The organism is Bacillus sp. FCW2 (genome assembly GCF_021228595.1).
Taxonomy (GTDB): Bacteria; Bacillota; Bacilli; order Bacillales; family Bacillaceae; genus Bacillus; species Bacillus velezensis.
Genome location: NZ_CP089436.1, coordinates 953,266 through 980,238 on the forward strand (window position 1 = coordinate 953,266; position 26,973 = coordinate 980,238).

At 47.6% G+C, this 26,973-nt stretch carries 25 protein-coding genes and 1 other annotated feature; of the genes, 23 read left to right on the forward strand and 2 right to left on the reverse strand.

Annotation, left to right across the window (positions count from 1 at the left end):
- Positions 1-36: 36 nt before the first annotated feature.
- Together lon and yihA are read left to right on the forward strand one after the other, a co-directional pair.
- Positions 37-2,361 (forward strand): endopeptidase La, encoded by a 2,325-nt coding sequence (lon, locus tag K3G25_RS04780; RefSeq protein WP_007612896.1) that lies wholly within the window; start codon positions 37-39, stop codon positions 2,359-2,361.
- Positions 2,358-2,945 (forward strand): ribosome biogenesis GTP-binding protein YihA/YsxC, encoded by a 588-nt coding sequence (gene yihA / locus K3G25_RS04785; protein WP_003152626.1) that lies wholly within the window; start codon positions 2,358-2,360, stop codon positions 2,943-2,945. The genes lon and yihA overlap by 4 nt, the downstream gene beginning before the upstream one ends.
- A 32-nt stretch (positions 2,946-2,977) precedes the next feature.
- Here the strand turns inward: yihA and K3G25_RS04790 are convergent, their stop codons facing one another.
- Positions 2,978-3,469, reverse strand: coding sequence for a hypothetical protein (locus K3G25_RS04790; RefSeq protein ID WP_232489609.1), 492 nt, complete (start codon positions 3,467-3,469; stop codon positions 2,978-2,980).
- Positions 3,470-3,662: 193 nt separating this feature from the next.
- Between K3G25_RS04790 and hemA the strand changes: the two genes are divergently transcribed.
- The 8 genes from hemA (at position 3,663) to ysxE (ending at position 12,980) form a co-directional block, all read left to right on the forward strand.
- Positions 3,663-5,030 (forward strand): glutamyl-tRNA reductase, encoded by a 1,368-nt coding sequence (gene hemA / locus K3G25_RS04795; RefSeq protein WP_003152628.1) that lies wholly within the window; start codon positions 3,663-3,665, stop codon positions 5,028-5,030.
- A 7-nt stretch (positions 5,031-5,037) separates the two neighbouring features.
- Positions 5,038-5,868: a cytochrome c biogenesis protein gene (locus K3G25_RS04800; RefSeq protein WP_007408154.1), complete on the forward strand. Its 831-nt coding sequence runs from the start codon at positions 5,038-5,040 to the stop codon at positions 5,866-5,868.
- Positions 5,869-5,902: 34 nt separating this feature from the next.
- A complete protein-coding gene (gene hemC, locus K3G25_RS04805) occupies positions 5,903-6,844 on the forward strand; it encodes a hydroxymethylbilane synthase (protein ID WP_012118114.1) in 942 nt (313 codons plus the stop codon).
- Positions 6,834-7,613, forward strand: coding sequence for a uroporphyrinogen-III synthase (locus K3G25_RS04810; protein ID WP_014418554.1), 780 nt, complete (start codon positions 6,834-6,836; stop codon positions 7,611-7,613). Before hemC ends, K3G25_RS04810 begins: the two co-directional genes overlap by 11 nt.
- Positions 7,614-7,618: 5 nt before the next feature.
- On the forward strand, positions 7,619-8,593 hold the full coding sequence (hemB, locus tag K3G25_RS04815) for a porphobilinogen synthase (protein WP_029973366.1): 975 nt from the start codon (positions 7,619-7,621) through the stop codon (positions 8,591-8,593).
- A 28-nt stretch (positions 8,594-8,621) separates the two neighbouring features.
- Complete coding sequence (hemL, locus tag K3G25_RS04820; RefSeq protein WP_014418553.1) at positions 8,622-9,911, forward strand: glutamate-1-semialdehyde 2,1-aminomutase; 1,290 nt, start codon at positions 8,622-8,624, stop codon at positions 9,909-9,911.
- Between the two features lie 132 nt (positions 9,912-10,043).
- On the forward strand, positions 10,044-11,924 hold the full coding sequence (locus K3G25_RS04825) for a LysM peptidoglycan-binding domain-containing protein (protein WP_232489610.1): 1,881 nt from the start codon (positions 10,044-10,046) through the stop codon (positions 11,922-11,924).
- Positions 11,925-11,957: 33 nt separating this feature from the next.
- Positions 11,958-12,980, forward strand: coding sequence for a spore coat protein YsxE (ysxE, locus tag K3G25_RS04830; RefSeq protein WP_109567375.1), 1,023 nt, complete (start codon positions 11,958-11,960; stop codon positions 12,978-12,980).
- A 14-nt stretch (positions 12,981-12,994) separates the two neighbouring features.
- On the opposite strand, the gene K3G25_RS04835 is transcribed toward ysxE, so the two are convergent.
- Positions 12,995-13,186, reverse strand: a complete 192-nt coding sequence (locus K3G25_RS04835; protein ID WP_003152639.1) for a hypothetical protein — start codon at positions 13,184-13,186, stop codon at positions 12,995-12,997.
- Positions 13,187-13,358: 172 nt separating this feature from the next.
- Positions 13,359-13,580: a binding site (T-box leader), on the forward strand.
- A gap of 58 nt (positions 13,581-13,638) precedes the next feature.
- Between K3G25_RS04835 and K3G25_RS04840 the strand changes: the two genes are divergently transcribed.
- From K3G25_RS04840 to K3G25_RS04900, 13 genes are all read left to right on the forward strand, one after another.
- On the forward strand, positions 13,639-16,281 hold the full coding sequence (locus tag K3G25_RS04840; protein WP_014418550.1) for a valine--tRNA ligase: 2,643 nt from the start codon (positions 13,639-13,641) through the stop codon (positions 16,279-16,281).
- A 58-nt stretch (positions 16,282-16,339) separates the two neighbouring features.
- On the forward strand, positions 16,340-17,632 hold the full coding sequence (locus K3G25_RS04845) for a bifunctional folylpolyglutamate synthase/dihydrofolate synthase (RefSeq protein ID WP_154817585.1): 1,293 nt from the start codon (positions 16,340-16,342) through the stop codon (positions 17,630-17,632).
- Between the two features lie 139 nt (positions 17,633-17,771).
- On the forward strand, positions 17,772-18,524 hold the full coding sequence (locus tag K3G25_RS04850) for a prepilin peptidase (RefSeq protein ID WP_129090980.1): 753 nt from the start codon (positions 17,772-17,774) through the stop codon (positions 18,522-18,524).
- A gap of 126 nt (positions 18,525-18,650) precedes the next feature.
- On the forward strand, positions 18,651-19,652 hold the full coding sequence (locus K3G25_RS04855) for an SPOR domain-containing protein (RefSeq protein ID WP_031378909.1): 1,002 nt from the start codon (positions 18,651-18,653) through the stop codon (positions 19,650-19,652).
- Between the two features lie 140 nt (positions 19,653-19,792).
- Complete coding sequence (locus K3G25_RS04860; RefSeq protein ID WP_012118105.1) at positions 19,793-20,362, forward strand: Maf family protein; 570 nt, start codon at positions 19,793-19,795, stop codon at positions 20,360-20,362.
- 31 nt (positions 20,363-20,393) lie between these two features.
- Positions 20,394-21,089, forward strand: a complete 696-nt coding sequence (radC, locus tag K3G25_RS04865; protein ID WP_007408165.1) for a RadC family protein — start codon at positions 20,394-20,396, stop codon at positions 21,087-21,089.
- Positions 21,090-21,180: 91 nt separating this feature from the next.
- Positions 21,181-22,194 carry a cell shape-determining protein MreB gene (mreB, locus tag K3G25_RS04870; RefSeq protein WP_003152647.1) on the forward strand — a complete coding sequence of 338 codons (1,014 nt, stop codon included), beginning with the start codon at positions 21,181-21,183 and terminating at the stop codon, positions 22,192-22,194.
- A 30-nt stretch (positions 22,195-22,224) separates the two neighbouring features.
- Complete coding sequence (mreC, locus tag K3G25_RS04875) at positions 22,225-23,088, forward strand: rod shape-determining protein MreC (RefSeq protein WP_007408166.1); 864 nt, start codon at positions 22,225-22,227, stop codon at positions 23,086-23,088.
- Positions 23,085-23,603: a rod shape-determining protein MreD gene (gene mreD, locus K3G25_RS04880; RefSeq protein ID WP_003152650.1), complete on the forward strand. Its 519-nt coding sequence runs from the start codon at positions 23,085-23,087 to the stop codon at positions 23,601-23,603. The genes mreC and mreD overlap by 4 nt, the downstream gene beginning before the upstream one ends.
- Before the next feature lie 53 nt (positions 23,604-23,656).
- Positions 23,657-24,337 carry a septum site-determining protein MinC gene (gene minC, locus K3G25_RS04885; RefSeq protein ID WP_003152653.1) on the forward strand — a complete coding sequence of 227 codons (681 nt, stop codon included), beginning with the start codon at positions 23,657-23,659 and terminating at the stop codon, positions 24,335-24,337.
- Positions 24,338-24,339: 2 nt separating this feature from the next.
- Complete coding sequence (gene minD, locus K3G25_RS04890; protein WP_003152655.1) at positions 24,340-25,143, forward strand: septum site-determining protein MinD; 804 nt, start codon at positions 24,340-24,342, stop codon at positions 25,141-25,143.
- A gap of 127 nt (positions 25,144-25,270) precedes the next feature.
- Positions 25,271-26,074 carry a M23 family metallopeptidase gene (locus tag K3G25_RS04895; protein ID WP_017418246.1) on the forward strand — a complete coding sequence of 268 codons (804 nt, stop codon included), beginning with the start codon at positions 25,271-25,273 and terminating at the stop codon, positions 26,072-26,074.
- Positions 26,067-26,933 (forward strand): M50 family metallopeptidase, encoded by an 867-nt coding sequence (locus K3G25_RS04900; protein WP_017418245.1) that lies wholly within the window; start codon positions 26,067-26,069, stop codon positions 26,931-26,933. The genes K3G25_RS04895 and K3G25_RS04900 overlap by 8 nt, the downstream gene beginning before the upstream one ends.
- Positions 26,934-26,973: the final 40 nt, after the last annotated feature.

Genomic DNA, 26,973 nt, shown 5'->3' on the forward strand with positions numbered 1-26,973 from the left:
AATGGTTCATACTAAAGTCACGGAGGTGTCAGTCACATGGCAGAAGATACAAAACGCAGCATCCCGCTCCTCCCTTTAAGAGGCTTATTGGTATACCCGACAATGGTTTTACATTTAGATGTAGGCCGTGACAAGTCGGTTCAGGCTCTTGAACAGGCAATGATGCATGATCATATGATTTTTTTAGCCACTCAGCAGGATATTTCGATAGACGAACCGGGTGAAGAGGATATTTTCGCCGTCGGCACTTATACAAAAATTAAACAGATGCTGAAGCTGCCCAACGGTACGATCAGAGTGCTTGTAGAAGGAATTCAGCGGGCGCAGATTCTTGAATACACCGAGCTCGAAGATTATACTTCGGTCGATATACAGCTGATGCATGAGGATGATTCAAAAGACGTGGAAGACGAAGCGCTTATGCGGACGCTGCTGGACCATTTTGACCAGTACATAAAAATTTCTAAAAAAATCTCCGCAGAAACGTATGCGGCTGTGACTGATATTGAAGAGCCCGGCAGAATGGCGGATATCGTCGCTTCTCATCTCCCGCTGAAATTAAAGGACAAGCAGGACATTTTAGAAACGGCGGATATTAAAGAACGTCTGAATAAGGTCATCCGTTCCATTCATAATGAAAAAGAAGTGCTGGAGATTGAGAAAAAAATCGGTCAGCGCGTCAAACGTTCGATGGAACGCACTCAAAAGGAATACTACTTGCGTGAACAGATGAAAGCCATTCAGAAGGAGCTTGGCGACAAAGAAGGAAAAACCGGCGAAGTTCAGTCGCTCACGGAAAAGATAGAAGAAGCAGGCATGCCTGAGCGTGTCAAAGAAACGGCGCTTAAGGAATTAAGCCGTTACGAAAAAGTGCCGTCAAGCTCAGCGGAAAGCTCTGTTATCCGCAACTATATTGACTGGCTCATCGCCCTTCCGTGGTCGGATGAAACAGAAGATAAACTTGACATTAAAAAAGCCGGGGAAATCTTAGATAAAGAGCACCACGGCTTAGAGAAAGTGAAAGAGCGGATTTTGGAGTATTTGGCCGTGAAACAGCTGACGAAAACGCTGAAAGGGCCGATTCTTTGTCTGGCCGGCCCTCCGGGAGTCGGTAAAACATCTCTTGCAAAATCAATCAGTACGAGCATGGGGCGCCGTTTTGTGAGAATTTCACTGGGCGGAGTGCGCGATGAGTCTGAAATCCGCGGGCACCGGCGTACATACGTCGGAGCGATGCCGGGCCGTATTATACAGGGGATGAAAAAAGCCGGTAAACAAAATCCCGTCTTTCTCCTGGATGAGATCGACAAAATGTCGTCTGATTTCAGAGGCGATCCGTCTTCGGCGATGCTTGAGGTGCTGGATCCGGAACAAAACAGCACATTCAGCGACCACTATATTGAAGAGACGTTCGATTTATCGAAAGTGCTGTTTATCGCGACTGCGAATAACCTTGCTTCCATACCGGGACCTCTCAGAGACAGAATGGAGATTATCAGCCTGTCAGGCTACACTGAAAACGAAAAGCTGGAAATCGTGAAGGACCACCTGCTTCCGAAACAAATCAAAGAGCACGGGCTCACAAAGAGCAACCTGCAGATTCGGGATCAGGCGATTACGGACATCATCCGCTACTACACGAGGGAAGCCGGCGTGAGAACGCTTGAACGCCAGATTGCCGCCATTTGCCGAAAGGCTGCGAAAGCCATTGTGTCTGAGGAGAGAAAACGCATTACCGTTACAGAGAAAAATCTGGCCGACTATCTCGGAAAACGGATATTCAGATACGGACAGGCGGAAACCGAAGATCAAATCGGGGTTGTCACGGGGCTCGCGTATACGACGGTCGGCGGAGATACGCTGTCAATCGAAGTGTCATTGTCACCGGGAAAAGGAAAGCTGATTCTGACCGGGAAGCTTGGAGATGTCATGCGGGAATCAGCGCAGGCCGCTTTCAGTTATGTCCGCTCGAAAGCGGAACAGTTCGGAATCGACCCGAAATTCCATGAGAAGTATGACATTCATATCCATGTCCCTGAAGGAGCGGTGCCGAAAGACGGCCCTTCTGCCGGAATTACGATGGCCACGGCGCTCGTTTCAGCATTAACGGACCGTGCGGTAAAACGCGAAGTCGGTATGACGGGAGAAATCACGCTGCGGGGCCGCGTGCTTCCGATCGGCGGACTGAAAGAAAAGGCGCTCGGCGCGCACAGAGCGGGCCTGACTACTATTATTGCGCCTAAAGATAACGAAAAAGATATAGAGGATATTCCAGAAAGCGTCAGAGAAGGACTGAAGTTTATATTCGTTTCTCACCTGGATGACGTTTTGGAACATGCCTTAGTAGGAGAGAAGAAATGAAAGTCACAAAGTCAGAAATCGTGATCAGCGCGGTCAAACCCGAACAGTACCCTGATGGGGGGCTTCCGGAAATCGCGCTGGCGGGAAGATCAAATGTAGGAAAGTCATCTTTTATCAATTCATTAATCAATCGGAAAAACTTGGCCAGAACGTCATCAAAACCGGGGAAAACACAGACCTTAAACTTTTACATCATCAATGATGAATTGCATTTTGTCGACGTTCCCGGGTACGGATTTGCGAAAGTTTCCAAAAGCGAGCGGGAAGCATGGGGGAGAATGATTGAAACCTATATGACGACCCGCGAAGAGCTGAAAGCCTGCGTGCAGATTGTCGACCTCAGGCACGCGCCGTCTGCTGAAGACGTGAACATGTATGAATTCCTGAAGTATTACGGCATTCCCGTCATCGTTATCGCGACAAAAGCGGATAAGATTCCAAAAGGAAAATGGGACAAGCACTTAAAGGTTGTCAAACAGACGCTTGATATGGATCCTGAAGATGAGCTGATTTTATTTTCCTCTGAAACGAAAAAAGGCAAAGATGAAGCATGGGGAGCCATTAAAAAAATGATCAGCCGATAATGAAAAACCCAAAACGCAGTGCGTTTTGGGTTTTATCGTATAGTTTTGTTCCGCTTGATAAACAATAATAAAAGGCTGATTCCGATGAAAACATACGGCCAGTATGTTTTGAAGTGTTCCGTCGGAATATGGACGGACTCCAGCCACGCCGTAATTTGTTTAAAGAAGTATAAAAAGAGGGAAAAACCAATCATGGCAGCCGCTTCGTATACATATTCTTTTCTGGCTGCCGTAAATAAGGAGAATCCGAAGACGAAGAGAATCATTTCAAAATCTCCCGGCCACCATGAGAGCTCAGGTTTGGCGAAAAAGTGTAAACCTATGCCGAAAAGAAGCAAGCCGATCAGGACGTGAGGCCCGGCCGCTTCCTTTTTGCCCTGATACAAGAGCACGACGCCCAAGAGCATAAGGAGCACCGGCCATTCCCCCTGATTCGCAAACAGGTGAACCTGTCCGCTCTGAAGCCATGCGAATAATGAAGCGGCAAGCAGAAGTCCCGGTAATAAAATTGATGTTTTTTTCATCCTGTCACCTACCCGCAGTAAAGGATTTTTAGTATGATGATTAAGTGGAAACGAGCTTTTTATACTATAGCATAACATTTTTGAAATCTGTTCACATTTTCCCGAAGAAACTATGTTATAATTATTATAAATAATAAATTCTATGTTAGAATGATTATAAATAAATTGCGATGTACGGGGGTGCATGAAAGCGATGCATATTCTTGTTGTGGGAGTAGATTATAAATCCGCCCCTATTGAAATACGCGAAAAAATAAGTTTTCAGCCGGATGAGCTTGCAGAAGCGATGCTCCGTTTAAAAGAAGAAAAAAGCGTTCTTGAAAACATTATCGTGTCAACCTGCAACCGCACCGAAATATATGCGGTGGTCGACCAGCTCCATACCGGCCGTTATTATATAAAAACATTTTTATCCGAATGGTTCTCGCTGCCGAAAGAAGAGCTGTCTCCGTTTCTGAAATTTTATGAGAGCGACGCGGCGATCGAGCATTTATTCCGTGTGGCGTGCGGCTTGGATTCCATGGTCATCGGAGAAACGCAAATACTCGGCCAGGTCCGCTCGAGCTTTAAAACGGCGCAGGCAGAAAAGACGATCGGCACCATTTTCAATGAGCTGTTTAAACAGGCGGTGACCGTCGGCAAACGCACGCATGCCGAAACCGATATCGGCGCCAATGCCGTTTCCGTCAGTTACGCCGCCGTTGAACTCGCGAAAAAAATCTTCGGCTCATTGTCAAATAAGCACATTTTGATTCTCGGTGCGGGAAAAATGGGCGAGCTCGCCGCAGAAAACCTGCACGGTCAGGGCATCGGCAAAGTAACGGTCATCAACAGAACGTTTTTGAAGGCAAAAGCGCTTGCTGACCGTTTCTCCGGAGAAGCGCGCAGCTTAAACCAGCTTGAACATGCACTTGCTGAAGCTGATATTTTAATCAGTTCGACAGGCGCAAGTGATTTCGTCGTGTCCAAAGAAATGATGGAGAGAGCGGGCAGACAGCGGAAAGGCCGTCCGTTATTTATGGTGGATATCGCTGTGCCGCGAGACCTCGATCCGGCGCTTAACGATCTTGAAGGTGTTTTTCTGTACGATATTGATGACCTTGAAGGAATCGTTGAAGCTAACTTACAAGAACGCCGTGAAACCGCTGAAAAAGTCGAGCTGTTTATTGAAGCGGCAATTGTTGAGTTTAAGCAGTGGCTTAATACGCTCGGCGTCGTGCCGGTCATTTCGGCGCTGCGTGAAAAGGCGCTGTCCATCCAGTCCGATACGATGCAGAGCATTGAGCGCAAGCTGCCTCATCTGACGGTAAGAGAGAAAAAACTTCTCAGCAAACATACGAAAAGCATCATTAACCAAATGCTGCGCGACCCGATTCTGAAAGCGAAAGAGCTTGCGGCTGAAGCGGATTCAGATGAAAAGCTGAAGCTGTTTATGCAGATATTCGATATTGAGGAAGAGGCCGGCCGCCAGCTGGACAAAAGCCTGGATAACCGCCAGACGGTTCATTCGTTTCAAAAGGCAGAAGCAAAAACGGGCTTACGTCCGCTTGTAAGTGAGTGAGGGCTGTATGATTGATACAGCAATGGCAAGACTTAATGAAGCGACAATTGTTATTTATGCAGTAAGCGTCCTTTTTTACTTTATAGATTTTCTTCAACACAACCGGAAGGCTGGGAAAATGGCCTTCTGGTTGCTTTCTATTGTCTGGACTCTGCAAACCGTCTATCTTTCTTATTTCATGTGGCAGACGGGCAGATTTCCGGTCTTGAATATTACAGAGGCCCTTTACTTTTATGCGTGGGTGCTTGTCACGCTCTCACTTGTGGTCACGCAGATTCTGCGCGTTGATTTTATCGTATTTTTCACGAATGTCATCGGTTTCTCGATGATTGCGATCCATACGTTTTCACCGACGGATCAGCATTCGGCCGCTTTTTCCGGCCAGCTGGTCTCAGAGCTTTTGGTCATTCATATTACAATGGCGATTCTGTCTTACGGCGCTTTTTCCCTTTCTTTTGTCTTTTCGCTTCTTTATCAGTTTCAATATTCTTTATTAAAGAAGAAAAAGTGGGGAAAATGGCTGTTGAGAATTGAAGATTTGTCAAAACTTGATTATATGGCTTACGTTTTAAATGTCATCGGGGTTCCGATGCTGCTGTTGAGCCTGATATTAGGCGTGATCTGGGCGTATGTGTCGCTGGAAACGCTGTACTGGTTTGATTCAAAAGTGCTCGGTTCGTTTATTGTGCTGCTTTTATACAGCTACTATTTATATATCAGAATGATTAAGGAACTGCAGGGAAAAGTGGCGGCGTTATGGAATTCAGCATGTTTTCTCGTGCTGATGATTAATTACTTCCTGCTCGGAAGCCTGTCGCAATTCCATTGGTTCAGTTAACGCACGCGCCCAAACAGATTCGGGAGGAAAGAAAATGAGAACGATTAAGGTAGGTTCCAGACGGAGCAAACTGGCTATGACCCAGACAAAATGGGTGATTAACAAACTGAAGGAATTGAACCCTTCCTATAACTTTGAAATCCGGGAGATTGTCACAAAAGGCGACCGCATCCTTGATGTTACACTGTCAAAAGTGGGCGGCAAAGGTTTGTTTGTCAAAGAGATTGAACAGGCGCTGCTGCATCAGGAGATTGATATGGCGGTTCACAGCATGAAAGACATGCCCGCCGTTTTGCCTGAGGGTCTTGTCATAGGCTGCATACCGAAACGTGAGGATCCGCGTGATGCGCTGATTTCAAAGGGGCATCAAAAGCTGGACGGCATAAAAGAAGGGGGCATCATCGGCACCAGCAGTTTAAGAAGAAGCGCCCAGATTCTTGCTGAACGCCCTGATCTTACAATTAAGTGGATCAGAGGCAATATCGATACGAGACTTCAAAAGCTTGAAACGGAAGATTACGATGCTATTATTTTAGCGGCTGCGGGACTTTCGAGAATGGGCTGGAAAGATGATGTCGTATCTGAATTTCTCGAACCGGACCGCTGTCTGCCTGCGGTCGGCCAAGGCGCTCTTGCCATTGAATGCAGAGAGTCGGATGAGGAGCTTTTGAAGCTGTTTGCGCAATTTACCGATGAGTATACGCAGCGCACGGTGGCAGCCGAACGGGCTTTCTTACACGCGATGGAAGGCGGCTGCCAAGTGCCGATAGCCGGGTATGCGTCCGTCAATGACCGGGATGAGGTTGAATTGGTCGGTCTTGTCGCGTCTCCGGACGGAAAGACGATTTATAAAGAAACAGCGGCGGGACATGATCCGGAAGAAATCGGGAAACGCTGTGCGGCGATGATGTCTGAAAAAGGAGCCAAAGCATTAATCGACAGCGTGAAACAGGAGCTCGATCAGGATGGCAAATGACCTTCCTTTACAAGGAAAGACCGTGCTTGTCACCCGGAACAAAAGACAGGCCGCACCGTTCCGAAAAAAAGTGGAGGCGCTCGGCGGAACGGCTGTTTCCGCTTCGCTGATCGCTTTTCAGGAAGCGCTCCCGGATGAATGTGCGGACAGTCTCCGGGAAGACCTTTCTGAGCCGGGATGGCTTGTGTTTACAAGCGTAAACGGTGTCCGGTTCTTTTTTTCCTATCTTGATCGGCACGGTCTTGCGCTTTCGGGACGGAAAAAAATCGCAGCCGTCGGTGAAAAGACTGCGCGCGCCCTGAAAGAGCGGGGAGCCCGGACGGATGCGATGCCTGACGAGTATGTGGCGGAATGTCTGGCTGATACTTTAAAACGGCACGCATCAGCTGCCGAACCCATTTCAGTGATAAAGGGCAATTTATCACGCGATGTCATAAAAGCGGAGCTTGAGCCGCTTGGCTATCAAATAAGGGAATGGGTGTTATACAATACCATTCAGGATGAAAAAGGCATGGACGAGCTGAGACGGGCTGCATCCCGCTCTCATTTTGATTTTATTACGTTTACCAGCTCATCGGCGGTGCATACGTTTATGCACGCGGTCGGAGACGGAGAAAAAGCGTGGGAAAACAGCGGTGCGAGCTATATCAGCATCGGCCCTTTGACAGAGAAAGCGCTCTTGGAATACGGGATCTCATCCCATGTGCCTGACATCTATACGATTGAAGGCATGCTGGACGTCATGTGCAGCATGTCGGGAAAGGATTGATAATGATGAATCAAACATTTAACAGACACCGCCGTTTGCGCGCGAACGCTGAGATGAGAGATTTAGTAAAAGAAACACGTCTTCACCCTTCAGATTTTATTTACCCGTTATTTGTCGTTGAAGGACTTGAAGGAAAAAAAGAAGTTCCTTCCATGCCGGGGGTTTATCATGTATCACTCGATTTGTTAAAGGATGAAATGGCTGAGCTGATATCGCTCGGCATTAAGTCGGTCATCGTTTTCGGCGTGCCGGAAGAAAAAGACGCCTGCGGAACCCAGGCTTTTCACGATCACGGCATTGTGCAGAAAGGGATTGCTGAAATTAAAAAGCATTATCCTGAAATGATCGTAATCGCTGATACGTGTCTCTGTGAATACACGGATCACGGCCATTGCGGCGTCGTGAAAGACGGAGAAATCTTAAATGACGAGTCGCTTGAGCTGCTGGCGCAGACAGCCGTCAGCCAGGCCAAAGCAGGCGCTGACATCATCGCTCCTTCAAATATGATGGACGGTTTTGTCACAGTGATCAGAGAAGCGCTCGACAAAGAAGGATTCACGAATATTCCGATCATGTCTTATGCCGTGAAATATTCAAGTGAATTTTACGGTCCGTTCCGCGACGCGGCTGACAGCACGCCGCAGTTCGGAGACCGAAAAACATATCAGATGGATCCGGCCAACCGCTTGGAAGCGCTCCGTGAGGCTGAATCAGACGCGGCAGAAGGCGCTGACTTTTTAATCGTCAAACCGTCTATGTCATACTTAGATATTATGCGTGATGTGAAAAACCGCCATCACCTGCCGCTGGTCGCATATAATGTGAGCGGGGAGTATTCCATGGTGAAAGCGGCAGCCCAAAACGGCTGGATTAAAGAAAAAGAAATGGTGCTGGAAATTTTAACGAGCATGAAACGTGCAGGAGCCGATCTGATTATGACGTATCATGCAAAAGACGCAGCAAAATGGCTTGCTGAGTAACGATTTCATTTGACGGGAGCTGAGGCAGATGAGAAGCTATGAAAAATCAAAAGCCGCTTTTAAAGAAGCGCAGAAACTGATGCCGGGCGGAGTGAACAGCCCGGTGCGCGCGTTTAAATCAGTTGATATGGACCCGATCTTTATGCAGCGCGGAAAAGGATCGAAAATTTTTGATATTGACGGCAATGAATATATCGACTACGTCCTGAGCTGGGGGCCGCTCATTTTGGGCCACACAAATGACCGGGTCGTTGAAAGCCTGAAAAAAGTAGCCGAGAACGGGACAAGTTTCGGGGCATCTACTGAGGTGGAAAACGAACTGGCCAAATTGGTCATTGACCGTGTGCCGTCTGTTGAAATCGTGCGGATGGTCAGCTCCGGCACAGAGGCGACAATGAGCGCCCTGCGTCTGGCAAGAGGATATACCGGCCGCAACAAAATTTTGAAATTCGAAGGCTGTTACCACGGCCATGGCGATTCGCTGCTGATCAAAGCGGGATCCGGAGTGGCGACACTCGGCCTTCCGGACAGCCCGGGCGTGCCGGAAGGAATAGCAATGAATACGATTACCGTTCCATACAACGACTTGGAAAGCGTTGCACTCGCATTCCGGGAGTACGGTGAAGATATTGCCGGGGTCATTGTTGAACCGGTAGCAGGCAATATGGGCGTTGTTCCGCCGCAGGAAGGCTTTTTACAAGGACTTCGCGACATTACGGAACAGTATGGCGCGCTGCTCATTTTTGATGAGGTCATGACCGGTTTTCGCGTGGATTATAACTGTGCGCAAGGGTATTTCGGCGTGACGCCTGACTTAACGTGTCTCGGCAAAGTCATCGGCGGCGGTCTTCCTGTCGGTGCGTATGGCGGAAAAGCTGACATTATGGAACGAATCGCGCCGAGCGGTCCGATCTACCAGGCGGGAACATTGTCAGGAAATCCGCTTGCCATGACAGCGGGACTTGAGACGCTACAGCAGCTCACACCTGAATCTTACCAAGAATTTGTGAAAAAAGGCGATATGCTTGAAGAAGGCATTTCAAAAGCAGCTGCAGCACATGGCATTCCGCACACGTTTAACCGGGCGGGTTCCATGATCGGCTTCTTTTTCACAAATGAGCCTGTCATTAACTATGAAGCAGCCAAATCTTCTGATTTAAAGCTGTTCGCCAAATATTATAAAGGGATGGCCGACGCAGGCGTATTTCTGCCGCCGTCTCAATTTGAAGGATTGTTTCTCTCCACTGCGCATACAATGGAGGATATTGAAAAAACCATTCAAGCCGCTGAGAAAGTGTTCCAGGCGATCAGCCGCTGATAACGAAAAGCCGATGCAAGCAAGACTTGTATCGGCTTTTTTCAATGCCTCCATTATCATATTTTCCCGGATTGCGGCATACACCTTTAGTGACATCTAATTGTATGGATTAGATGAAAGGAGGATATGAACTTGCCGCATAATCACCGATTGCAATTTTCTGTTGAAGAATCAATCTGTTTCCAAAAAGGACAGGAAGTTTCTGAATTACTTTCGATTTCATTAGACCCTGACATCAGGGTGCAGGAAGTAAATGATTATGTCTCAATTAAAGGATCATTAGAACTTACTGGCGAGTACAACATAGATCACAGCAGTCATTTTGAAGAGCTTGATAGGGAGCTGAGGCATGTAGAGGAAGTGAGGGCGAGGGAGGATGGCACGGCCGAGCTCATTCATTGTTTCCCGGTGGACATCACGATTCCGAAAAATAAAGTGAGCCACCTCAATGATGTTTTCGTATTTATTGATGCCTTTGATTATCAGCTGACGGATTCAAGGATCTTAACCATTCAAGCTGATTTGGCAATTGAAGGGCTGCTTGAGGAATCCGAGCCAAAAGAGCCGGAGATCCCTTTGTACGTGGCGCCTGAATTTGCCAGAGAAGAAATGATCAATCTTGCCGGACATTATTCTGAGGACGAAAACGAACCAGAATTAATGATACGCCATGAGCCTGAAATACCTTTGACTGTATCAGAAGAAGCAGCACAAGAAACCGAGAAGAACGAGGAAGAAACTCCGCCTTTACTCAGGCAGGAGGAAGAAGAGCCGGAGACTGCCCCTATTCTGAGGGAGCAGGAAGAAGAAGAGCCGGAGACTGCCCCGATTCTGAGGGAGCAGGAAGAAGAAGAGCAAGAAACTGCCCCGATTCTGAGGGAGCGGGAAGAAGAAGCGCAGGAAGCAGCCCCGATTCTGAGGGAGCGGGAAGAAGAAGAGCCGGAGACTGCCCCGATTCTGAGGGAGCGGGAAGAAGAGCAGGAAGCAGCCCCGATTTTGAGGGAGCGGGAAGAAGAAGAGCCGGAGACTGCCCCGATTCTGAGGGAGCGGGAAGAAGAGCAGGAAGCAGCCCCGATTTTGAGGGAGCGGGAAGAAGAAGAGCCGGAGACTGCCCCGATTTTGAGGGAGCAGGAAGAAGAAGAGCATGAGACTGCCCCGATTCTGAGGGAGCAGGAAGAGGTGCCGAAACCTGTTTCCTTTACTGAGCCTCCTCCTCCCGTTTCCTTTCAACACGAAGAAGAGCCGGAAGAAGCTGAGGAGCCTGCAATCATGTCGGCTGTGAGGAATGAACCTGTATTTGAGGATGATTCAGCAGAAGTGCAGGAAGAGCCAAAAGATGATAACGAGCCGGTTTTCCCTGCGTTCACTCTGACTCCGCATGCGGAAAAACCAAAAATTGCGGAACAGCCCTTCCTTCAAAAAGAAGAACAGCCAGAAGCCGAGCCGCTTCTCCGTCAGAGTGATCATGAGGCGGCAGAAGACGAAGATGAGCCTGCGGTTTTTCAAGAAGAGCAGGCGCCCGTTTATCGCGAGTTCGTTCCGGAACGGCAGGAAGAGGAGTTTTACAGCGCTCCTAAGCTGCTTGAAGAAGAGGCTCATGATGAAGAAGGGTTTGAAATTGAGGTAAGGAAGATGGCGCAGCCGGAGGAGGAAACCGGGAAGCCTCTCGATTTGTCATTTCAGTTTTCCAAACTGCAGCCTGAGGAGCCGGCGCAAGCTGAACCGCCTGAGCCGCTTAAGTCTGAAAGAAAGAATGAAGAAGCGGCACCGGGAACCGAGCAGAAGGAAAATGACAACTCTCATTACTTGACAAAATTATTTACAAGGGAAGAAGAAAAGTTTTCAAGAATGAAAATTTGTATCGTACAGCAGCAAGATACTATCGACCGGGTGTGTGAACGATATGACATAACATCCCAGCAGCTCATCAGAACGAATGCTTTATCGTTTGATGACGAGCTTGAAGAAGGTCAGCTTCTGTATATACCTGAATATAATAACAGCCATGCGTAAGCACAAAGAGGCCGTAAAAATGTGGTGAATGGAATGGAAGCAGTCCAATCAGTGCTTCAGGAATACGGGCTGGCGGCAGAGTATATTGAGCCTGTCAGCCCGCATGTTTGGAAGGTCTACTCAAACTACGGCATTTTTGCTTTGAAACAGCTCAAGCCGGCCCGCAGCAGTGAATTTACGGATCTTATGATTGAGATTGAGGAGAAAGGCTACCGTTCGTTTGTGCCGATCTGCCGCACGTATGCCGGCGATTTTTTTGCGGGAAGACAGACGGAGAATTCTTATTATTTAATGCCTTGGCTTCAGTACGATCAGGAAGAAGAACGGGATCAAAAACATGTTTACCTTTTTAAAGAGGTCGCGAAGCTCCACTCCGCGACTGTGCGGGACATCCAAATCCGGACTGAGGATATCAGCGGCTTTTATGAAGCAACGAAAAGAGATTGGGAAAATGATAAGCTTGTCTATGAACAATTCGCCGACCGGGCGGAAAAAGAGTGGTACCTTTCACCTTTTGAACTGCAGGCAGTTACGTATCTTACAGAAACGGTTTCCGCCGTCAATTTTGCTCTGGAACGTCTGGAAGAATGGTTTGAGGCGGCAAAGGACCATGACAAGACGAGAGCGGTGATCAACCACGGCAGCTTATCGAGCCGCCACTTTCTGTATAATGATGCGGGATCGGGCTTTTTCACGAATTTCGAGAAAGCTGCGCTGGCCCCTCCGCAAAACGACCTGCTCGGCTTTTACTCCAGAATGTTCAGAAGCTATCCGAAAGCATGCCCGGAGTGTCTGGACTGGTTTTATACGTATCACAAATCATTCCCGCTCCGTGAAGCGGAAATCAGCCTGTTTCTCAGCTATATGGCTTATCCGTCCGCCATGTACAAAGTGCTGAAACGGTATCAGACCGGCCAAAGGGGCTCTGAAAAAGAAGAGTGCACGCAATTATTAAGAGCGTTTTGGCAGATGAAAAATGTTGAGCCTTTTCTCATGAAGGTTCATCAGATTGAGCGGGAGAAAAAAATAAAAGCGGAAAACGAGTCCTCTTCATAACGGGACTCGTTTTTTTATATCCATTCCAAATGCAGGGCGCACGCTAAAAACAGCAGGATGGCAAGCAGCAGGACATCAAAAGTCGTCGGAAAGAAAATCGTCCTGATCCCCTGAAAGATCGTAATCGGGATAATGACTTGCACGGATACAAGGCGGACCTGTCTGGCCCACTGGGGGAGCGAATAAGAATTGAATTTTTTTCTCACGGGCAATTCCTCCTCACATTCGCCTTTCTATGTATCGTATGTAAGGGAAAGGGCGGGGTGCATGCCCATTTATGTATGACGGCAGCGGTTTTTGGAAAAGATGATTGACGAATCAAAAACACTTTTACTATAATAAAGAACATAATAAATAAGATCATGAGCTGATATAAATACACCTGCTTTGAACGGGAAGAGTACAAGAAAGACGCATGAAGAGAGAGAAGCTACTGTGCTGAAAGGCTTCTTATGCCGTCTCATTGGAAGGTCGCCCGGGAGCATAATTTCTTGAACATACAGTAGAGAAATTCGGGCCGCACCCGTTATCCGTTTAAGTGCATGAACAAATCTGTTCATGAAAAAAGGTGGTACCGCGAAAGAGCTTTTCGTCCTTTATCAGGATGAAGGCTCTTTTTTAGTTGCTCAGCCATTTCTAAACATGCTGGAGGGTTATCATGGATACAAATGAACAAACAATGCCGACAAAATATGATCCGTCTGCGATTGAAAAAGGCCGCTATGATTTTTGGCTGAAAGGAAAATATTTTGAAGCGGGCGGCGATCAAACGAAACAGCCGTATTCTGTCGTCATTCCGCCGCCGAACGTGACGGGCAGGCTGCACCTCGGACATGCGTGGGATACGACGCTGCAAGATATCGTTACGCGTATGAAACGCATGCAGGGCTATGACGTGCTCTGGCTTCCGGGCATGGATCACGCCGGCATCGCCACTCAGGCAAAAGTCGAAGCGAAACTCCGCGAACAGGGCACAAGCCGTTATGACCTCGGCCGTGAAAAGTTTTTAGAAGAAACGTGGAAGTGGAAAGAAGAGTATGCTGATTTCATCCGCAGCCAATGGGCCAAGATGGGACTCGGACTCGATTATTCACGCGAACGTTTTACTCTTGATGAAGGGCTGAACAAAGCCGTGCGTGAAGTATTCGTCAAGTTGTACGAGAAAGGCTTGATTTACAGAGGCGAATATATCATCAACTGGGACCCTGCCACAAAAACGGCTTTATCCGATATTGAAGTGATTTACAAAGACGTACAGGGCGCGTTTTATCATTTGCGCTACCCGTTAGCAGACGGTTCAGGCTCAATTGAAATCGCGACCACCCGTCCGGAAACGATGCTTGGCGACACGGCTGTCGCGGTTCATCCTGAAGATGAGCGCTACAAGCACTTAATCGGCAAAACAGTGATTCTGCCGATTACAAACCGCGAAATTCCGATCGTCGGCGATGATTATGTTGATATGGAATTCGGATCAGGCGCTGTTAAAATCACGCCTGCCCATGACCCGAATGACTTTGAACTCGGAAACCGCCACAATTTAGAGCGGATTCTCGTCATGAATGAAGACGGAACAATGAATGAAAAAGCGCTGCAATATAACGGCATGGACCGGTTTGAATGCCGCAAAAAACTCGTCAAAGATCTTCAGGAATCCGGTGTTCTCTTTAAAATCGAAGACCATATGCATTCTGTCGGCCACAGTGAAAGAAGCGGCGCCGTTGTTGAGCCGTACCTGTCCACACAATGGTTTGTCAAAATGCAGCCGCTGGCCGATGCTGCGGTTGACCTTCAGTCAAAAGAAGAGAAAGTTCACTTCGTTCCTGACCGGTTCGAGAAAACGTACCTGCACTGGATGGAAAATATCCGTGATTGGTGTATTTCCCGTCAGCTGTGGTGGGGCCACCGCATCCCGGCTTGGTATCATAAAGAAACAAAAGAAGTGTACGTCGGCCTTGAGGCGCCTGAGGACAGTGAAAATTGGGAACAGGATTCAGACGTGCTTGATACATGGTTCAGCTCCGCGCTTTGGCCGTTTTCTACAATGGGCTGGCCTGATGAAAACGCTGAAGACTTTAAGCGGTATTACTCAACCGATGTTCTTGTAACGGGATATGACATCATTTTCTTCTGGGTATCCCGGATGATTTTCCAAGGCCTTGAGTTTACCGGCGAGCGTCCGTTCAAAGACGTGCTGATTCACGGCTTAATCCGTGACGAGCAAGGCAGAAAAATGAGTAAATCCCTTGGGAACGGCGTGGACCCGATGGATGTCATCGACAAGTACGGAGCGGATTCCCTGCGCTATTTCCTGGCAACCGGAAGTTCACCGGGACAGGATCTCCGTTTCAGCTATGAAAAAGTGGAATCCACATGGAATTTCGCAAATAAAATTTGGAACGCCTCCCGTTTTGCATTAATGAACATGGACGGCATGACGTATGACGAGCTTGATCTGTCCGGTGAAAAATCAGTTGCTGATAAGTGGATTCTCACAAGACTGAATGAAACGATTGAAGATGTAACCCAGCTTGCGGATCGTTATGAATTCGGTGAAGTCGGACGCCACCTGTACAACTTTATCTGGGACGATGTGTGCGACTGGTATATCGAAATGGCGAAGCTTCCGCTGTACGGGGAAGATGAAGCGGCGAAGAAAACAACCCGTTCTGTTCTGGCATACGTGCTTGACCAGACGATGCGTCTTCTTCACCCGTTTATGCCATTCTTAACGGAAGAAATCTGGCAGCACCTTCCTCATGAAGGCGAGTCAATCACGATCAGCTCTTGGCCGGTTCCGGTGCCGGAACATACGGATAAAGAGGCAGCGGCGGATATGAAACTGCTCGTCGAATTAATCCGTTCTGTCCGCAATATCCGGAGCGAAGTCAACACGCCGATGAGCAAGCAGGTTGAGCTTTACATTAAAACATCTACCGAAGACATTGCCGGCCGCCTTGAGAAGAACCGTTCTTACGTTGAACGCTTTACGAATCCGAGCACGCTGAAAATCGGGACGGATATCACTGCGGCAGACAAAGCGATGACAGCGGTCGTCACCGGAGCGGAAGTCATTCTGCCGCTTGAAGGGCTGATTAACATTGATGAGGAGATCGCCCGTCTGCAAAAAGAATTCGACAAGCTGACAAAAGAGGTCGAACGCGTTCAGAAAAAACTCGGCAACGAAGGATTCATTAAAAAAGCTCCTGAACATGTCATTGAAGAAGAACGCGGAAAAGAGAAAGACTACACGGCAAAACGCGAAGCTGTCCGGCAGCGGATTGCAGAGCTGAAAGGCTGATAAAACAGCGGGGCGGTTTCCTAAGAAACCGCCTTGTCGTATAAAAGAGGGGATTTCATTGTTTAATACGTACAAAGAAGCGATCAGCTGGATTCACGGCAGACTCAAGTTCGGCGTTAAGCCGGGCCTGCTCCGTATGGAAAAGCTGATGGAAAAACTGGAACACCCGGAAAAGAACATTCGCGCCATTCATGTGGCGGGCACAAACGGCAAAGGATCGACCGTCGCTTTTATCCGTTCCGTGCTTCAAGAAGCCGGTTATACGGTCGGCACGTTCACATCGCCTTACATTATTACGTTTAATGAGCGTATCAGCGTCAACGGCACGCCGATTTCTGATGAGGAATGGAGAACGCTCGTTAATGACATAAAACCGATAGTCGATGAGCTTGATAAGACCGATGCCGGAACGGTGACAGAATTTGAAATCATTACAGCGTGTGCATTTTTATATTTTGCGAAGCGGGCTGATATCGATTTTGTCATTTTTGAAGCGGGGCTCGGCGGCACATTTGATTCAACCAATATTGTGAAACCGCTCCTGTCGGTCATTACAAGTATCGGACATGACCATATGGCCATTTTAGGCAATACCATCGAGGAGATCGCCGGGCAGAAAGCCGGTATCATTAAAAATTCCATTCCGGTCATTACGGGCGTCAATCAGCCGGAAGCACTCGGCGTTATTGAAGCGGAAGCCGAAAAAAAGCAGGCTCCGTATCAGTCACTATATAAAACGTGCAGACTGTTTAATGAAGCGGCGCTTCCGTCCGGTGAAAGCTTTTCGCTGGAAACGGAAACGAAATGCTATGAAAACATTCAAACGTCGCTGATCGGCATTCACCAAAGGCAGAATGCGGCATTGGCGATATTGGCCGCTGAATGGATGAATCGTCTGGGAGCCGCAGTCATTTCTGAAGAAGCAATGCGAAACGGTCTGGAAAAAGCTTCATGGCCGGGCCGGTTTGAACGTCTTCAAAGCCGCCCTTTAGTGTTTGCGGACGGCGCACATAACGAAGAAGGCGTTGACACACTGACAGAAACGATCAGGCAGCGCTTTGCCGATAAAAACGTTCATGTCGTATTCAGCGCATTAAAAGACAAACCGTATCAGGAAATGATTAAAAAGCTTGAAACCGAAGCGGACTCCATTCACTTTGTATCATTTGACTTTCCGCGTGCTTCAAGCGCCGAAGCCCTTTACAATGCAAGCAGTCTTGCGGCTAAGAGCTTCGATGAGAACCCAGACAGTGTGAAAGAATGGATAGAACAAAAAGACGGGGCGGATGATGTCATCATCATTACCGGCTCCTTATATTTTATTTCAGAAATGAGAAAGCGGCTTATCTGACAGCCCCTCGGATGCCCGGCAGACCCTTTTCCGGTTTTGCCGGGTGTTTTTATGCTGAAAATATATTTTCAGCCATTTCAGTCATGGTGTTTTTCTTTGCTATAATCTGAGCCAGATTGATAGTAAAGGTGTGGTCTGAGTGCTTTTGATTCTGTTTTTTCTCGGCTTGATTTTCGGTTCTTTTTTTTATACAGCAGCGTGCCGTATCCCGCTTCGAATCTCGGTTATTTCGCCGCGTTCAGCCTGTTCGTTTTGCCGCTTGCCGCTCTCCTGGGGGGAACTTGTGCCCGTCGTTTCCTATATTCTGCAAAGAGGCAGATGCAGAAACTGCCGTGCGAAGCTGTCGGTTATGTATCCGGCGGCGGAATGCTGGACGGCGTGTTTATTCACGGCTGCAGGCATTCATTTCGGTTTCTCAAAAGAACTGTTAGTCGCGCTGTTATTTCTGTCTCTGCTCATGATTGTTACCGTGACGGATCTGCAATATATGCTGATTCCTGACAAGGTTCTGCTGTTTTTTCTTCCGCTTTTCATTGCCGGCCGTATGTTTTCTCCGCTGGATACATGGTATGCAGGGTTTGCCGGAGCCGTTTGCGGATTTTTTCTGCTTGTTTTTATCATGTTTGTCAGTAAAGGAGGCATCGGCGCAGGTGATGTGAAACTGTTTGGGGTGATCGGCCTGCCGCTCGGCGTGAAGCTCGTGCTCATTGCATTCTTTCTTTCCGTTATGATCGGAACCGTATACGGTATGTGCGCCGCAGCCCGGGGCAGGCTTGGTAAAAAGCAGCCATTTCCGTTTGCGCCGGCCATCTCAGCCGGGAGCGCTTTGAGTTATTTATACGGAGAAGAGCTGTTTTCGTTTTACATCAAGCTCGCTTCAGGCGGAGCTTAAAAAATTTGGCGAACGTTTTTTGGACAAGACGACAAAAGTCTTGTTCTTTTTTTTTTCGCCTATGCTAAAGTGTGAACCATGATCAGTTCAAGGTACGGCCAAGATGAATGCAAGGGGGAAGAGACGTTGAAAAAAAGGAAGAGCAAAAAGCACAGCAAAGCAAAAAACAATGCCCTTAAAGTAACCATTAACGGACAAGAAGAAACGATGTATGGACAAGAAGATGTGAAAGAAGGCGGGGAGAAAACCGTCACATTTTCAAATTGGGAGGAAACAAAAAAGGCGGAGCAGGAGACCGCCGCATCCCATGAAGATCCGAAAGAAGAAGATTTCAATTGGGATCATGAGAAGAATTCTGAGGTATTTGAAGATGACCCGAAAGTCGTTCCGCCATACCAGAAGAAAAAAACAGGCCCTCATTTTCCGAAAAAAAAGCAGCCGTCTTCTCCAGTTAAAAAAGCGGTCACGACAATTGCCGTTGCGGCTGTTTTAGGCACCGGGCTCGGCCTTGTCGCCTTAAATATGTCGGGAAGTAAAGAAGCCTCCGCTCCGGCATCAGCTGACAAAGGTTCACAAGGGCAGACGGCGAAAGCGGGAGATGTTTCTAAAGACAAATCTGAAACAGCCGGCACAGGAGATGCGGAATCTTCAGAGGGAAACTATAAAACATATGCGGTGCAGGCCGGAAAATTTTCATCAGAAAAAGGAGCGCAAACGCTTGTTGACCAGCTGACTGAAAAAGGATACTCGGCCGTCTCATTGGCTAAAGAAGACGGATACACATACGTGATCGCCGGGCTTGCAGCGGAAAAAAGCTTATCACAGCAATTGGGTCAGACACTGATAGACCATGATTTTGAGGCTTGGGGCGGTAAAGAGCTCAGCTTTGCGGTCGATTCAGGACTGGAAGACTCTTTTAAACAAGCATCTGAGCTCTCCGCCAAAGCGATTACCGGCAAAGATCTTTCAAAAACGGAAGTGGCTGAAGCGGCAAAAGCGGCAGACGGTGCAGACGCCGCTGACAAAAAGCAGAAAGAGGCCGTGCTTCAAGCGCTGAAAGAACTGGAAACGTCGGGTTCGGAATCCGGCTGGAAAGCCCAAAAAGAGCTTTTAAGTGTTGTAAAATAGTATCTCATTTCCCGTCATCCGGCGGGATTTTTTATTTTGTCATCAAAAAGTTATTTTTCTGAAATTGTGGTTGCCCGTTTGATTTGGTAGGATAGACAAGTATCTTTTTTTCTTAAGCAAACCCTGAAAGGATGACAATCATGACAAAACGCTTAATACTCGCATCACAATCTCCGCGAAGAAAAGAACTCCTTAATCTTCTTCAGATTCCTTACAGCATTATTGCAAGCCGCACAGAAGAAAAATTAAATCGAAACCTTTCGCCGGAAGAAAACGTCCAATGTTTGGCCGAGCAAAAAGCCGGTGCTGTATTGGCCGAAAATCCCGATGCAGTCGTTATCGGGGCTGACACGATGGTGTGCATAGACGGCGAATGCCTCGGCAAACCGCATGACAGAGAAGAAGCGGCACACATGCTGCGGAGGCTTTCCGGCCGAAGCCATCAAGTCATTACGGCGGTCAGCATTCAGACGCATGACCGGAAAGAAACGTTCTGTGACACGACGGAAGTGACGTTTTGGCCGCTCAGTGAAGACGACATACAGCTCTACATTGAAACAAAAGAACCGATGGATAAAGCAGGTGCATACGGCATCCAAGGAAAAGGCGCGCTTTTAGTGAAAAAAATAGACGGTGATTTTTATTCTGTCGTCGGGCTTCCTGTCGCTAAAACAATGAGAGCCTTGAAAGAATTTAATATAAAAGCTTGATGTTCAAACCGGGAAGGGGAACAAGGAGGGGTTGATCATCCGTGATCTGCCGTTAAAATTAAGAGATTTCCCCGAAAAAGAAAAACCGAGAGAGCGGCTTCTGCACTTCGGAGCCGAACATCTCTCTAACAATGAATTGCTCGCCATCCTGCTGCGGACGGGAACGAAACATGAGTCCGTCATGAACCTCGCTCACCGGCTGCTGCGGACGTTTGACGGGCTGCGACTGTTAAAAGGCGCCTCTGCCCAGGAGCTTTCCAGCATTCCGGGAATCGGCACGGTGAAAGCCGTTCAGATTCTTGCCGCAATTGAGCTGGGGAGCCGCATTCATAAGACATCCGCCGGGGAGCATTGCGTCATCCGCTCTCCGGAAGACGGGGCGAAGTATGTGATGGAGGATATGCGCTTTTTATCCCAGGAGCATTTTGTCTGTTTATATTTAAATACCAAAAATCAAGTCATTCATAAACGCACCGTTTTTATCGGAAGTCTGAATTCATCTATTGTCCACCCGCGGGAGGTGTTTAAAGAAGCTTTCAAACGATCCGCCGCGTCCTTCATTTGCGTTCACAATCATCCTTCAGGAGATCCTACACCGAGCAGGGAAGATATAGAGGTAACCAGGCGGCTTTTTGAGTGCGGAAATTTAATCGGCATCGAGCTGCTGGATCATTTGGTCATTGGTGACAAAAAATTTGTGAGTTTAAAGGAAAAAGGATATTTGTAACACTTTTTTTTTCGTTGATTTAAGATATAATAGATTTTATGAGTTTTTCCCTTTAGGGTATTTTTGCTTTAAGAAAGGAAGATACATACATATGTTCGGAATTGGTACAAGAGACCTTGGTATAGATTTGGGAACCGCGAATACGCTTGTGTTTGTTAAAGGTAAAGGAATCGTAGTGAGAGAGCCGTCTGTCGTTGCTCTGCAAACGGATACGAAGTCCATCGTTGCGGTCGGTAACGATGCGAAAAACATGATCGGAAGAACTCCGGGCAACGTGGTTGCGCTCCGTCCGATGAAAGACGGCGTTATCGCTGACTATGAAACAACTGCGACAATGATGAAATACTACATTAATCAGGCTGTGAAAAATAAAGGATTGTTTGCGAGAAAGCCTTACGTTATGGTGTGTGTGCCGTCAGGTATTACGGCCGTTGAAGAACGGGCGGTCATCGACGCGACAAGACAAGCGGGCGCACGTGACGCTTATCCGATTGAAGAACCGTTTGCGGCAGCAATCGGCGCGAATCTTCCGGTATGGGAGCCGACGGGCAGCATGGTCGTTGATATCGGCGGCGGAACAACTGAAGTGGCGATCATTTCTTTAGGCGGCATTGTTACGTCTCAGTCAATCCGCGTAGCCGGTGACGAAATGGACGACTCAATCATCAGCTATATCAGAAAAACATATAATCTGATGATCGGTGACCGTACGGCGGAAGCTATTAAAATGGAAATCGGTTCAGCAGAAACCGGTGAAGAAAATGCGTCAATGGAAATCCGCGGCCGCGATCTTCTGACAGGTCTGCCGAAAACGATCGAAATCACGGGAACGGAAATTGCAAATGCACTGCGTGATACAGTTCTCTCAATCGTTGACGCGGTGAAGAGCACGCTTGAAAAAACACCGCCTGAGCTGGCCGCTGACATTATGGACAGAGGTATTGTATTAACAGGGGGAGGCGCCCTGCTCCGCAATCTCGACAAAGTCATCAGCGACGAAACGAAAATGCCTGTTCTTATCGCTGAAGATCCGCTGGATTGTGTTGCGATCGGCACTGGAAAAGCACTGGAGCACATCCATCTTTTCAAAGGAAAAACAAGATAATCAGGAGTTAAATAGAAGAGGTGTATCACGATGCCGAACAAACGGTTAATGCTATTACTTCTGTGTATTATCATATTGGTGGCTATGATTGGATTCTCGCTGAAGAACGGCCGTAATACCACCTGGCCTGAAAAGCTGATCGGTGATACGACGGGAGTATTTCAAAACATTTTTCACACGCCTGCCGAATATTTTGCAGGGTTCTTCGGGGACATAAAAGACCTGAAAAACACGTACAAGGAAAACGAACGCTTAAGACAAAAGCTGGACGGACAGACACAATATGAAGCGAAGCTCCAAGAACTCAAAGATGAAAACAAGAAGCTGCGTGATGAACTCGGGCATGTCAAATCAATTTCCGACTATGATCCGATTTTAGCGACCGTTATCGCCAGAAACCCTGATCAATGGTACAAGCAGATCATGATCAATAAGGGAACGAAGCAGAAAGTGGCCAAAGACATGGCTGTCACGAACGAAAAGGGTGCGCTGGTCGGGAAGATCAAAAGCAGCGGACTCAACAGTTTCACATCCGCCGTTCAGCTGCTGAGCGATGTTGACCGCAATAACAGAGTGGCCACCAAAATCTCCGGCAAAAAGGGAAGCAAAGGCTACGGTTTAATTGAAGGGTACGATAAAAAGAAACAGACCCTGAAAATGACTATCCTTGAGCCGGATGAAAAACGTGAAGTGAAAAAAGGCGACCTCGTGGAGACATCCGGAACGGGCGGCGTATTTCCTCAAGGGCTTACGGTCGGGGAAGTGACCGATGTAGAATCAGATGCTTACGGCCTGACGAAAATCGCTTACGTGAAACCGGCTGCCGACCTGTACGATCTTGACCATGTCATCGTCGTGAACCGAAGCGTAGCAACAGGGGAGGAAGGATCGTGAAACGTTTCCTTCTCCCTTTGATTATGATTTTGGTCTTTTGTGCGGAAAGCATCTATACCGATCTGGTGCGTTTTCCTTTCGTTTCCGTCGAGCAGCAGGTCGTTCCGCATTTTCTTTTGCTTGCGCTGATTTTTATGTCCGCTTATATCAACCAAAAGCATGCGGTGATCTACGGTTTCATTTTCGGATTTCTTTATGACATCAATTATACGGGTGTTTTAGGCGTTTATATGTTTGGTTTTGCCGGTTTATGCTATCTGGCGGCCAAAGCGTTTAAAGTGCTGCAGACAAACGCCCTGATGGTCATTCTGGTCGCGGTGCTGAGCGTATGTGTGCTTGAATTTTACGTCTACGGCATTCAGACGTTAATCCGCAGCGGCACAATGACGTTTAACGATTTTGTCATTCAGCGGTTCTTGCCGACCGCTTTGCTGAATATTGCGGGGGCCGTTATATTAGTCCTGCCCTTCAGGCTGTTTTATATAAGTCTGAAGAAAGAATTAAGAGATGAGTAAAAAGGATTTTATCTTTTTTTGACGAAAAGAGTATGTTGTTGAGGTGAACATTGATGAAGACCAAAAAGCAGCAATATGTAACAATAAAAGGAACAAAAAACGGCTTAACATTGCATCTGGATGATGCGTGTTCTTTTGATGAGCTTCTCGATGGTCTTCAAAACATGCTGTCGATTGAACAATATACTGATGGCAAAGGCCAAAAAATCAGTGTTCATATTAAACTCGGGCATCGGTATCTGTATCAGGAACAGGCAGAGCAGCTGACTGATCTGATCGCGTCAAAGAAAGATTTAGTCGTGCATTCAATTGACAGTGAAGTCATCGCCAAAGAAGAAGCGCAGCGGATGAAAGAGGAGCAGGAAATTGTTTCTGTTTCCAAAATCGTCCGTTCGGGCCAGGTGCTTCACGTGACGGGAGATTTGCTTTTAATCGGAGATGTGAATCCCGGCGGTACGATCAGAGCCGGAGGAAATATATTTGTTCTCGGTTCATTAAAAGGGATTGCCCACGCGGGTTATAACGGAAATAACCGGGCTGTGATCGCCGCATCCGAAATGATGCCGACACAATTGAGGATCAATCACGTGTTAAATCGCTCCCCAGACCACATTCAAAAAGGGAACGACATGGAATGTGCTTATTTAGATACTGACGGAAATATGGTCATTGAACGCCTTCAGCAATTGGCTCATTTAAGACCTGATCTAACAAGGCTTGAGGGAGGAATGTGAAATTGGGTGAGGCTATCGTAATAACTTCGGGAAAAGGCGGAGTAGGTAAAACAACAACATCTGCAAACCTCGGTACCGCCTTAGCCATTTTAGGGAAGCGCGTCTGTTTGGTAGACACAGATATCGGACTGCGCAACCTTGATGTCGTAATGGGTCTTGAAAACAGAATTATTTACGACTTAGTAGATGTAATTGAAGGCAGATGCAAGACGCATCAAGCGCTTGTCAAAGACAAACGTTTTGATGATCTGCTTCATTTAATGCCGGCTGCCCAGACAAGCGACAAGACGGCTGTTGTCCCTGAGCAGATCAAATCGCTTGTGCAGGAGCTTAAGCAGGAATTTGATTATGTCATTATTGATTGTCCGGCCGGAATTGAACAAGGCTATAAAAATGCCGTCTCCGGAGCTGATAAGGCGATTGTTGTGACGACGCCGGAAATATCAGCGGTGCGGGACGCTGACCGCATTATCGGACTTTTGGAGCAGGAAGATATTGAACCGCCGCGCCTTATCGTGAACCGCATCAGAAATCACCTGGTGAAAAACGGTGACACGATGGATGTGGATGAAGTTGTTCATCATCTGTCTATTGATCTCCTCGGAATCGTTGCTGACGATGATGAAGTGATCAGGGCTTCAAATATCGGCGAACCGATTGCCATGAATTCCAAAAACCGCGCCAGCATTGCGTACCGCAATATCGCCCGGCGCATTTTAGGAGAATCCGTTCCTTTGCAGGTGCTTGAAGAGCAGCAAAAAGGGATGATGGCGAAAATCAAGTCATTTTTCGGCGTGCGTTCATAATATATACCAGAATACAAAGATCTGATGAAGCCCAGCTTATCAGGTCTTTTTTGTTTTTCAAGAGCGCATATTTGCAATGGACAAGACATAGGATGTACAAACCCAACGATTGCAAAGGATGATGGCGATGAGTCACAGAGCTGATGAAATTAGAAAAAGACTGGCCAAAAGAAGAAAACAGCGGCCTGAATCAAAACGGACTTTCGTTCAAAACGCCCGAACTCAGGATTTTCCCGCGTGGCAGACGGTCAAGGAGCAGGAAAAGCACAAGCTTCTACCGGACTACGAATATCAAACGGAACACCCGCCCGAATTTAACGGACGGCATCCATTGATCAGCGCTCATTCTATTATTTTAAAATGCCTGCTGGCCGCCTGTCTCGTACTGATCTCCGCTATTGCCTATAAAACTGACAAACAGCCGTTGAGTCAGATCAAACCGGCGATCGCACAAACCTTTCAAAAGGAATTTCAGTTTGCTGCCGTAAGCAATTGGTTCGTATCTTCCTTCGGAAACCCGCTCGCTTTTCTTACGCCGGGAACGAAAAAGAAGGACGGTCAGGTGGCGGTCAGTCAGGATATGGCCGTTCCTGCCGCGGGGAAAATCCAGCAGGACTTTCAAAATAACGGAGAGGGCGTCGTCGTCGAAACCGCCAGCGAAGCCATTGACAGCGTAAAAGAAGGCTACATTATGGAAGTGAGCAAAGATAAAAAAACAGGGCTGACGGTGAAGGTGCAGCACGCCGACAATACAAGCAGCATTTACGGCCGGCTAAAAGATGTTAACGTTTCATTGTACGACTTTGTCGATAAAGGGAAAAAGATCGGTTCGATCAAGCTTAACGATAAAAGTAAAGGCCAGTACTATTTCGCGATCCAGGATGGCGATAAATTCATAGATCCGATCCAGGTGATCACTTTTGATGAATAAATGGCTCAGCCTCCTTTTCAAAGTTCATGTCCATCCTTTTCTTTGGATTATCATGGGGCTTGGTCTTATGACGGGGCACATCAAAGCGCTGCTGTGTCTTTTGCTGGTCGTATCCGTTCATGAGCTGGGGCATGCTGCTCTGGCTGTGTTTTTTTCGTGGCGCATAAAACGAATCTTTCTGCTCCCTTTCGGCGGGACGGTTGAGGTGGAGGAGCACGGAAACCGGCCGCTTAAAGAGGAATTCGCGGTCATCCTGGCAGGCCCGCTTCAGCATGTGTGGCTTCAGGCGGCAGCCTGGCTCTTTTTCATGTCAGGTTTTGCAAGTGAGCAGACATTTGAGATGTTTACCTTTTATAATCTCTCTATTCTTTTCATCAATCTTTTGCCGATCTGGCCGCTTGACGGCGGAAAGTTTGTGTTTTTATACTTCTCCAAACAAATGGCTTTTCAAAAAGCGCATCTCCTCAGCCTGCAGACATCGGCCGTTTCCGCGCTTTTGCTCTGCTGCTGGATTGTGCTGGCCGTCCCCCTTCAGGTCAGCGCATGGGTGCTGTTCGTCTTTCTCGCCGCTTCTTTATGGGATGAATACCGGAAGCGGCATTATATTCAGCTGAGGTTTCTTTTGGAGAGATACTACGGCAAAAACCGCGATGTCGCCATGCTGCATCCTTTGACGGTCGCGGCCGATGCCAAAGTGAAACATGTCATGGCCGAATTCAAACGGGGATGCAAGCACCCCATCATCGTTGAAAAAGCCGGAGAAAAGCTCAGCCAGCTCGATGAAAATGAAGTGCTTCATGCGTATTTTGCCGATAAACGGACAGATTCCTCTATGGAAGACCTGCTGCTGCCTTACTAGAAATAGATTGACATATCCTTTTGGTTCTGATATATTTTTT

What these genes read in the sequence shown, in the direction of transcription:
- lon (WP_007612896.1), top strand. Translation starts at nt 37, where the DNA reads ATGGCAGAAGATACAAAACGCAGCATCCCGCTCCTCCCTTTAAGAGGC.
- yihA (WP_003152626.1), top strand. Translation starts at nt 2,358, where the DNA reads ATGAAAGTCACAAAGTCAGAAATCGTGATCAGCGCGGTCAAACCCGAA.
- K3G25_RS04790 (WP_232489609.1), bottom strand. Translation starts at nt 3,469, where the DNA reads ATGAAAAAAACATCAATTTTATTACCGGGACTTCTGCTTGCCGCTTCA.
- hemA (WP_003152628.1), top strand. Translation starts at nt 3,663, where the DNA reads ATGCATATTCTTGTTGTGGGAGTAGATTATAAATCCGCCCCTATTGAA.
- K3G25_RS04800 (WP_007408154.1), top strand. Translation starts at nt 5,038, where the DNA reads ATGATTGATACAGCAATGGCAAGACTTAATGAAGCGACAATTGTTATT.
- hemC (WP_012118114.1), top strand. Translation starts at nt 5,903, where the DNA reads ATGAGAACGATTAAGGTAGGTTCCAGACGGAGCAAACTGGCTATGACC.
- K3G25_RS04810 (WP_014418554.1), top strand. Translation starts at nt 6,834, where the DNA reads ATGGCAAATGACCTTCCTTTACAAGGAAAGACCGTGCTTGTCACCCGG.
- hemB (WP_029973366.1), top strand. Translation starts at nt 7,619, where the DNA reads ATGAATCAAACATTTAACAGACACCGCCGTTTGCGCGCGAACGCTGAG.
- hemL (WP_014418553.1), top strand. Translation starts at nt 8,622, where the DNA reads ATGAGAAGCTATGAAAAATCAAAAGCCGCTTTTAAAGAAGCGCAGAAA.
- ysxE (WP_109567375.1), top strand. Translation starts at nt 11,958, where the DNA reads ATGGAAGCAGTCCAATCAGTGCTTCAGGAATACGGGCTGGCGGCAGAG.
- K3G25_RS04840 (WP_014418550.1), top strand. Translation starts at nt 13,639, where the DNA reads ATGGATACAAATGAACAAACAATGCCGACAAAATATGATCCGTCTGCG.
- K3G25_RS04860 (WP_012118105.1), top strand. Translation starts at nt 19,793, where the DNA reads ATGACAAAACGCTTAATACTCGCATCACAATCTCCGCGAAGAAAAGAA.
- mreB (WP_003152647.1), top strand. Translation starts at nt 21,181, where the DNA reads ATGTTCGGAATTGGTACAAGAGACCTTGGTATAGATTTGGGAACCGCG.
- mreC (WP_007408166.1), top strand. Translation starts at nt 22,225, where the DNA reads ATGCCGAACAAACGGTTAATGCTATTACTTCTGTGTATTATCATATTG.
- minC (WP_003152653.1), top strand. Translation starts at nt 23,657, where the DNA reads ATGAAGACCAAAAAGCAGCAATATGTAACAATAAAAGGAACAAAAAAC.
- K3G25_RS04895 (WP_017418246.1), top strand. Translation starts at nt 25,271, where the DNA reads ATGAGTCACAGAGCTGATGAAATTAGAAAAAGACTGGCCAAAAGAAGA.
- K3G25_RS04900 (WP_017418245.1), top strand. Translation starts at nt 26,067, where the DNA reads ATGAATAAATGGCTCAGCCTCCTTTTCAAAGTTCATGTCCATCCTTTT.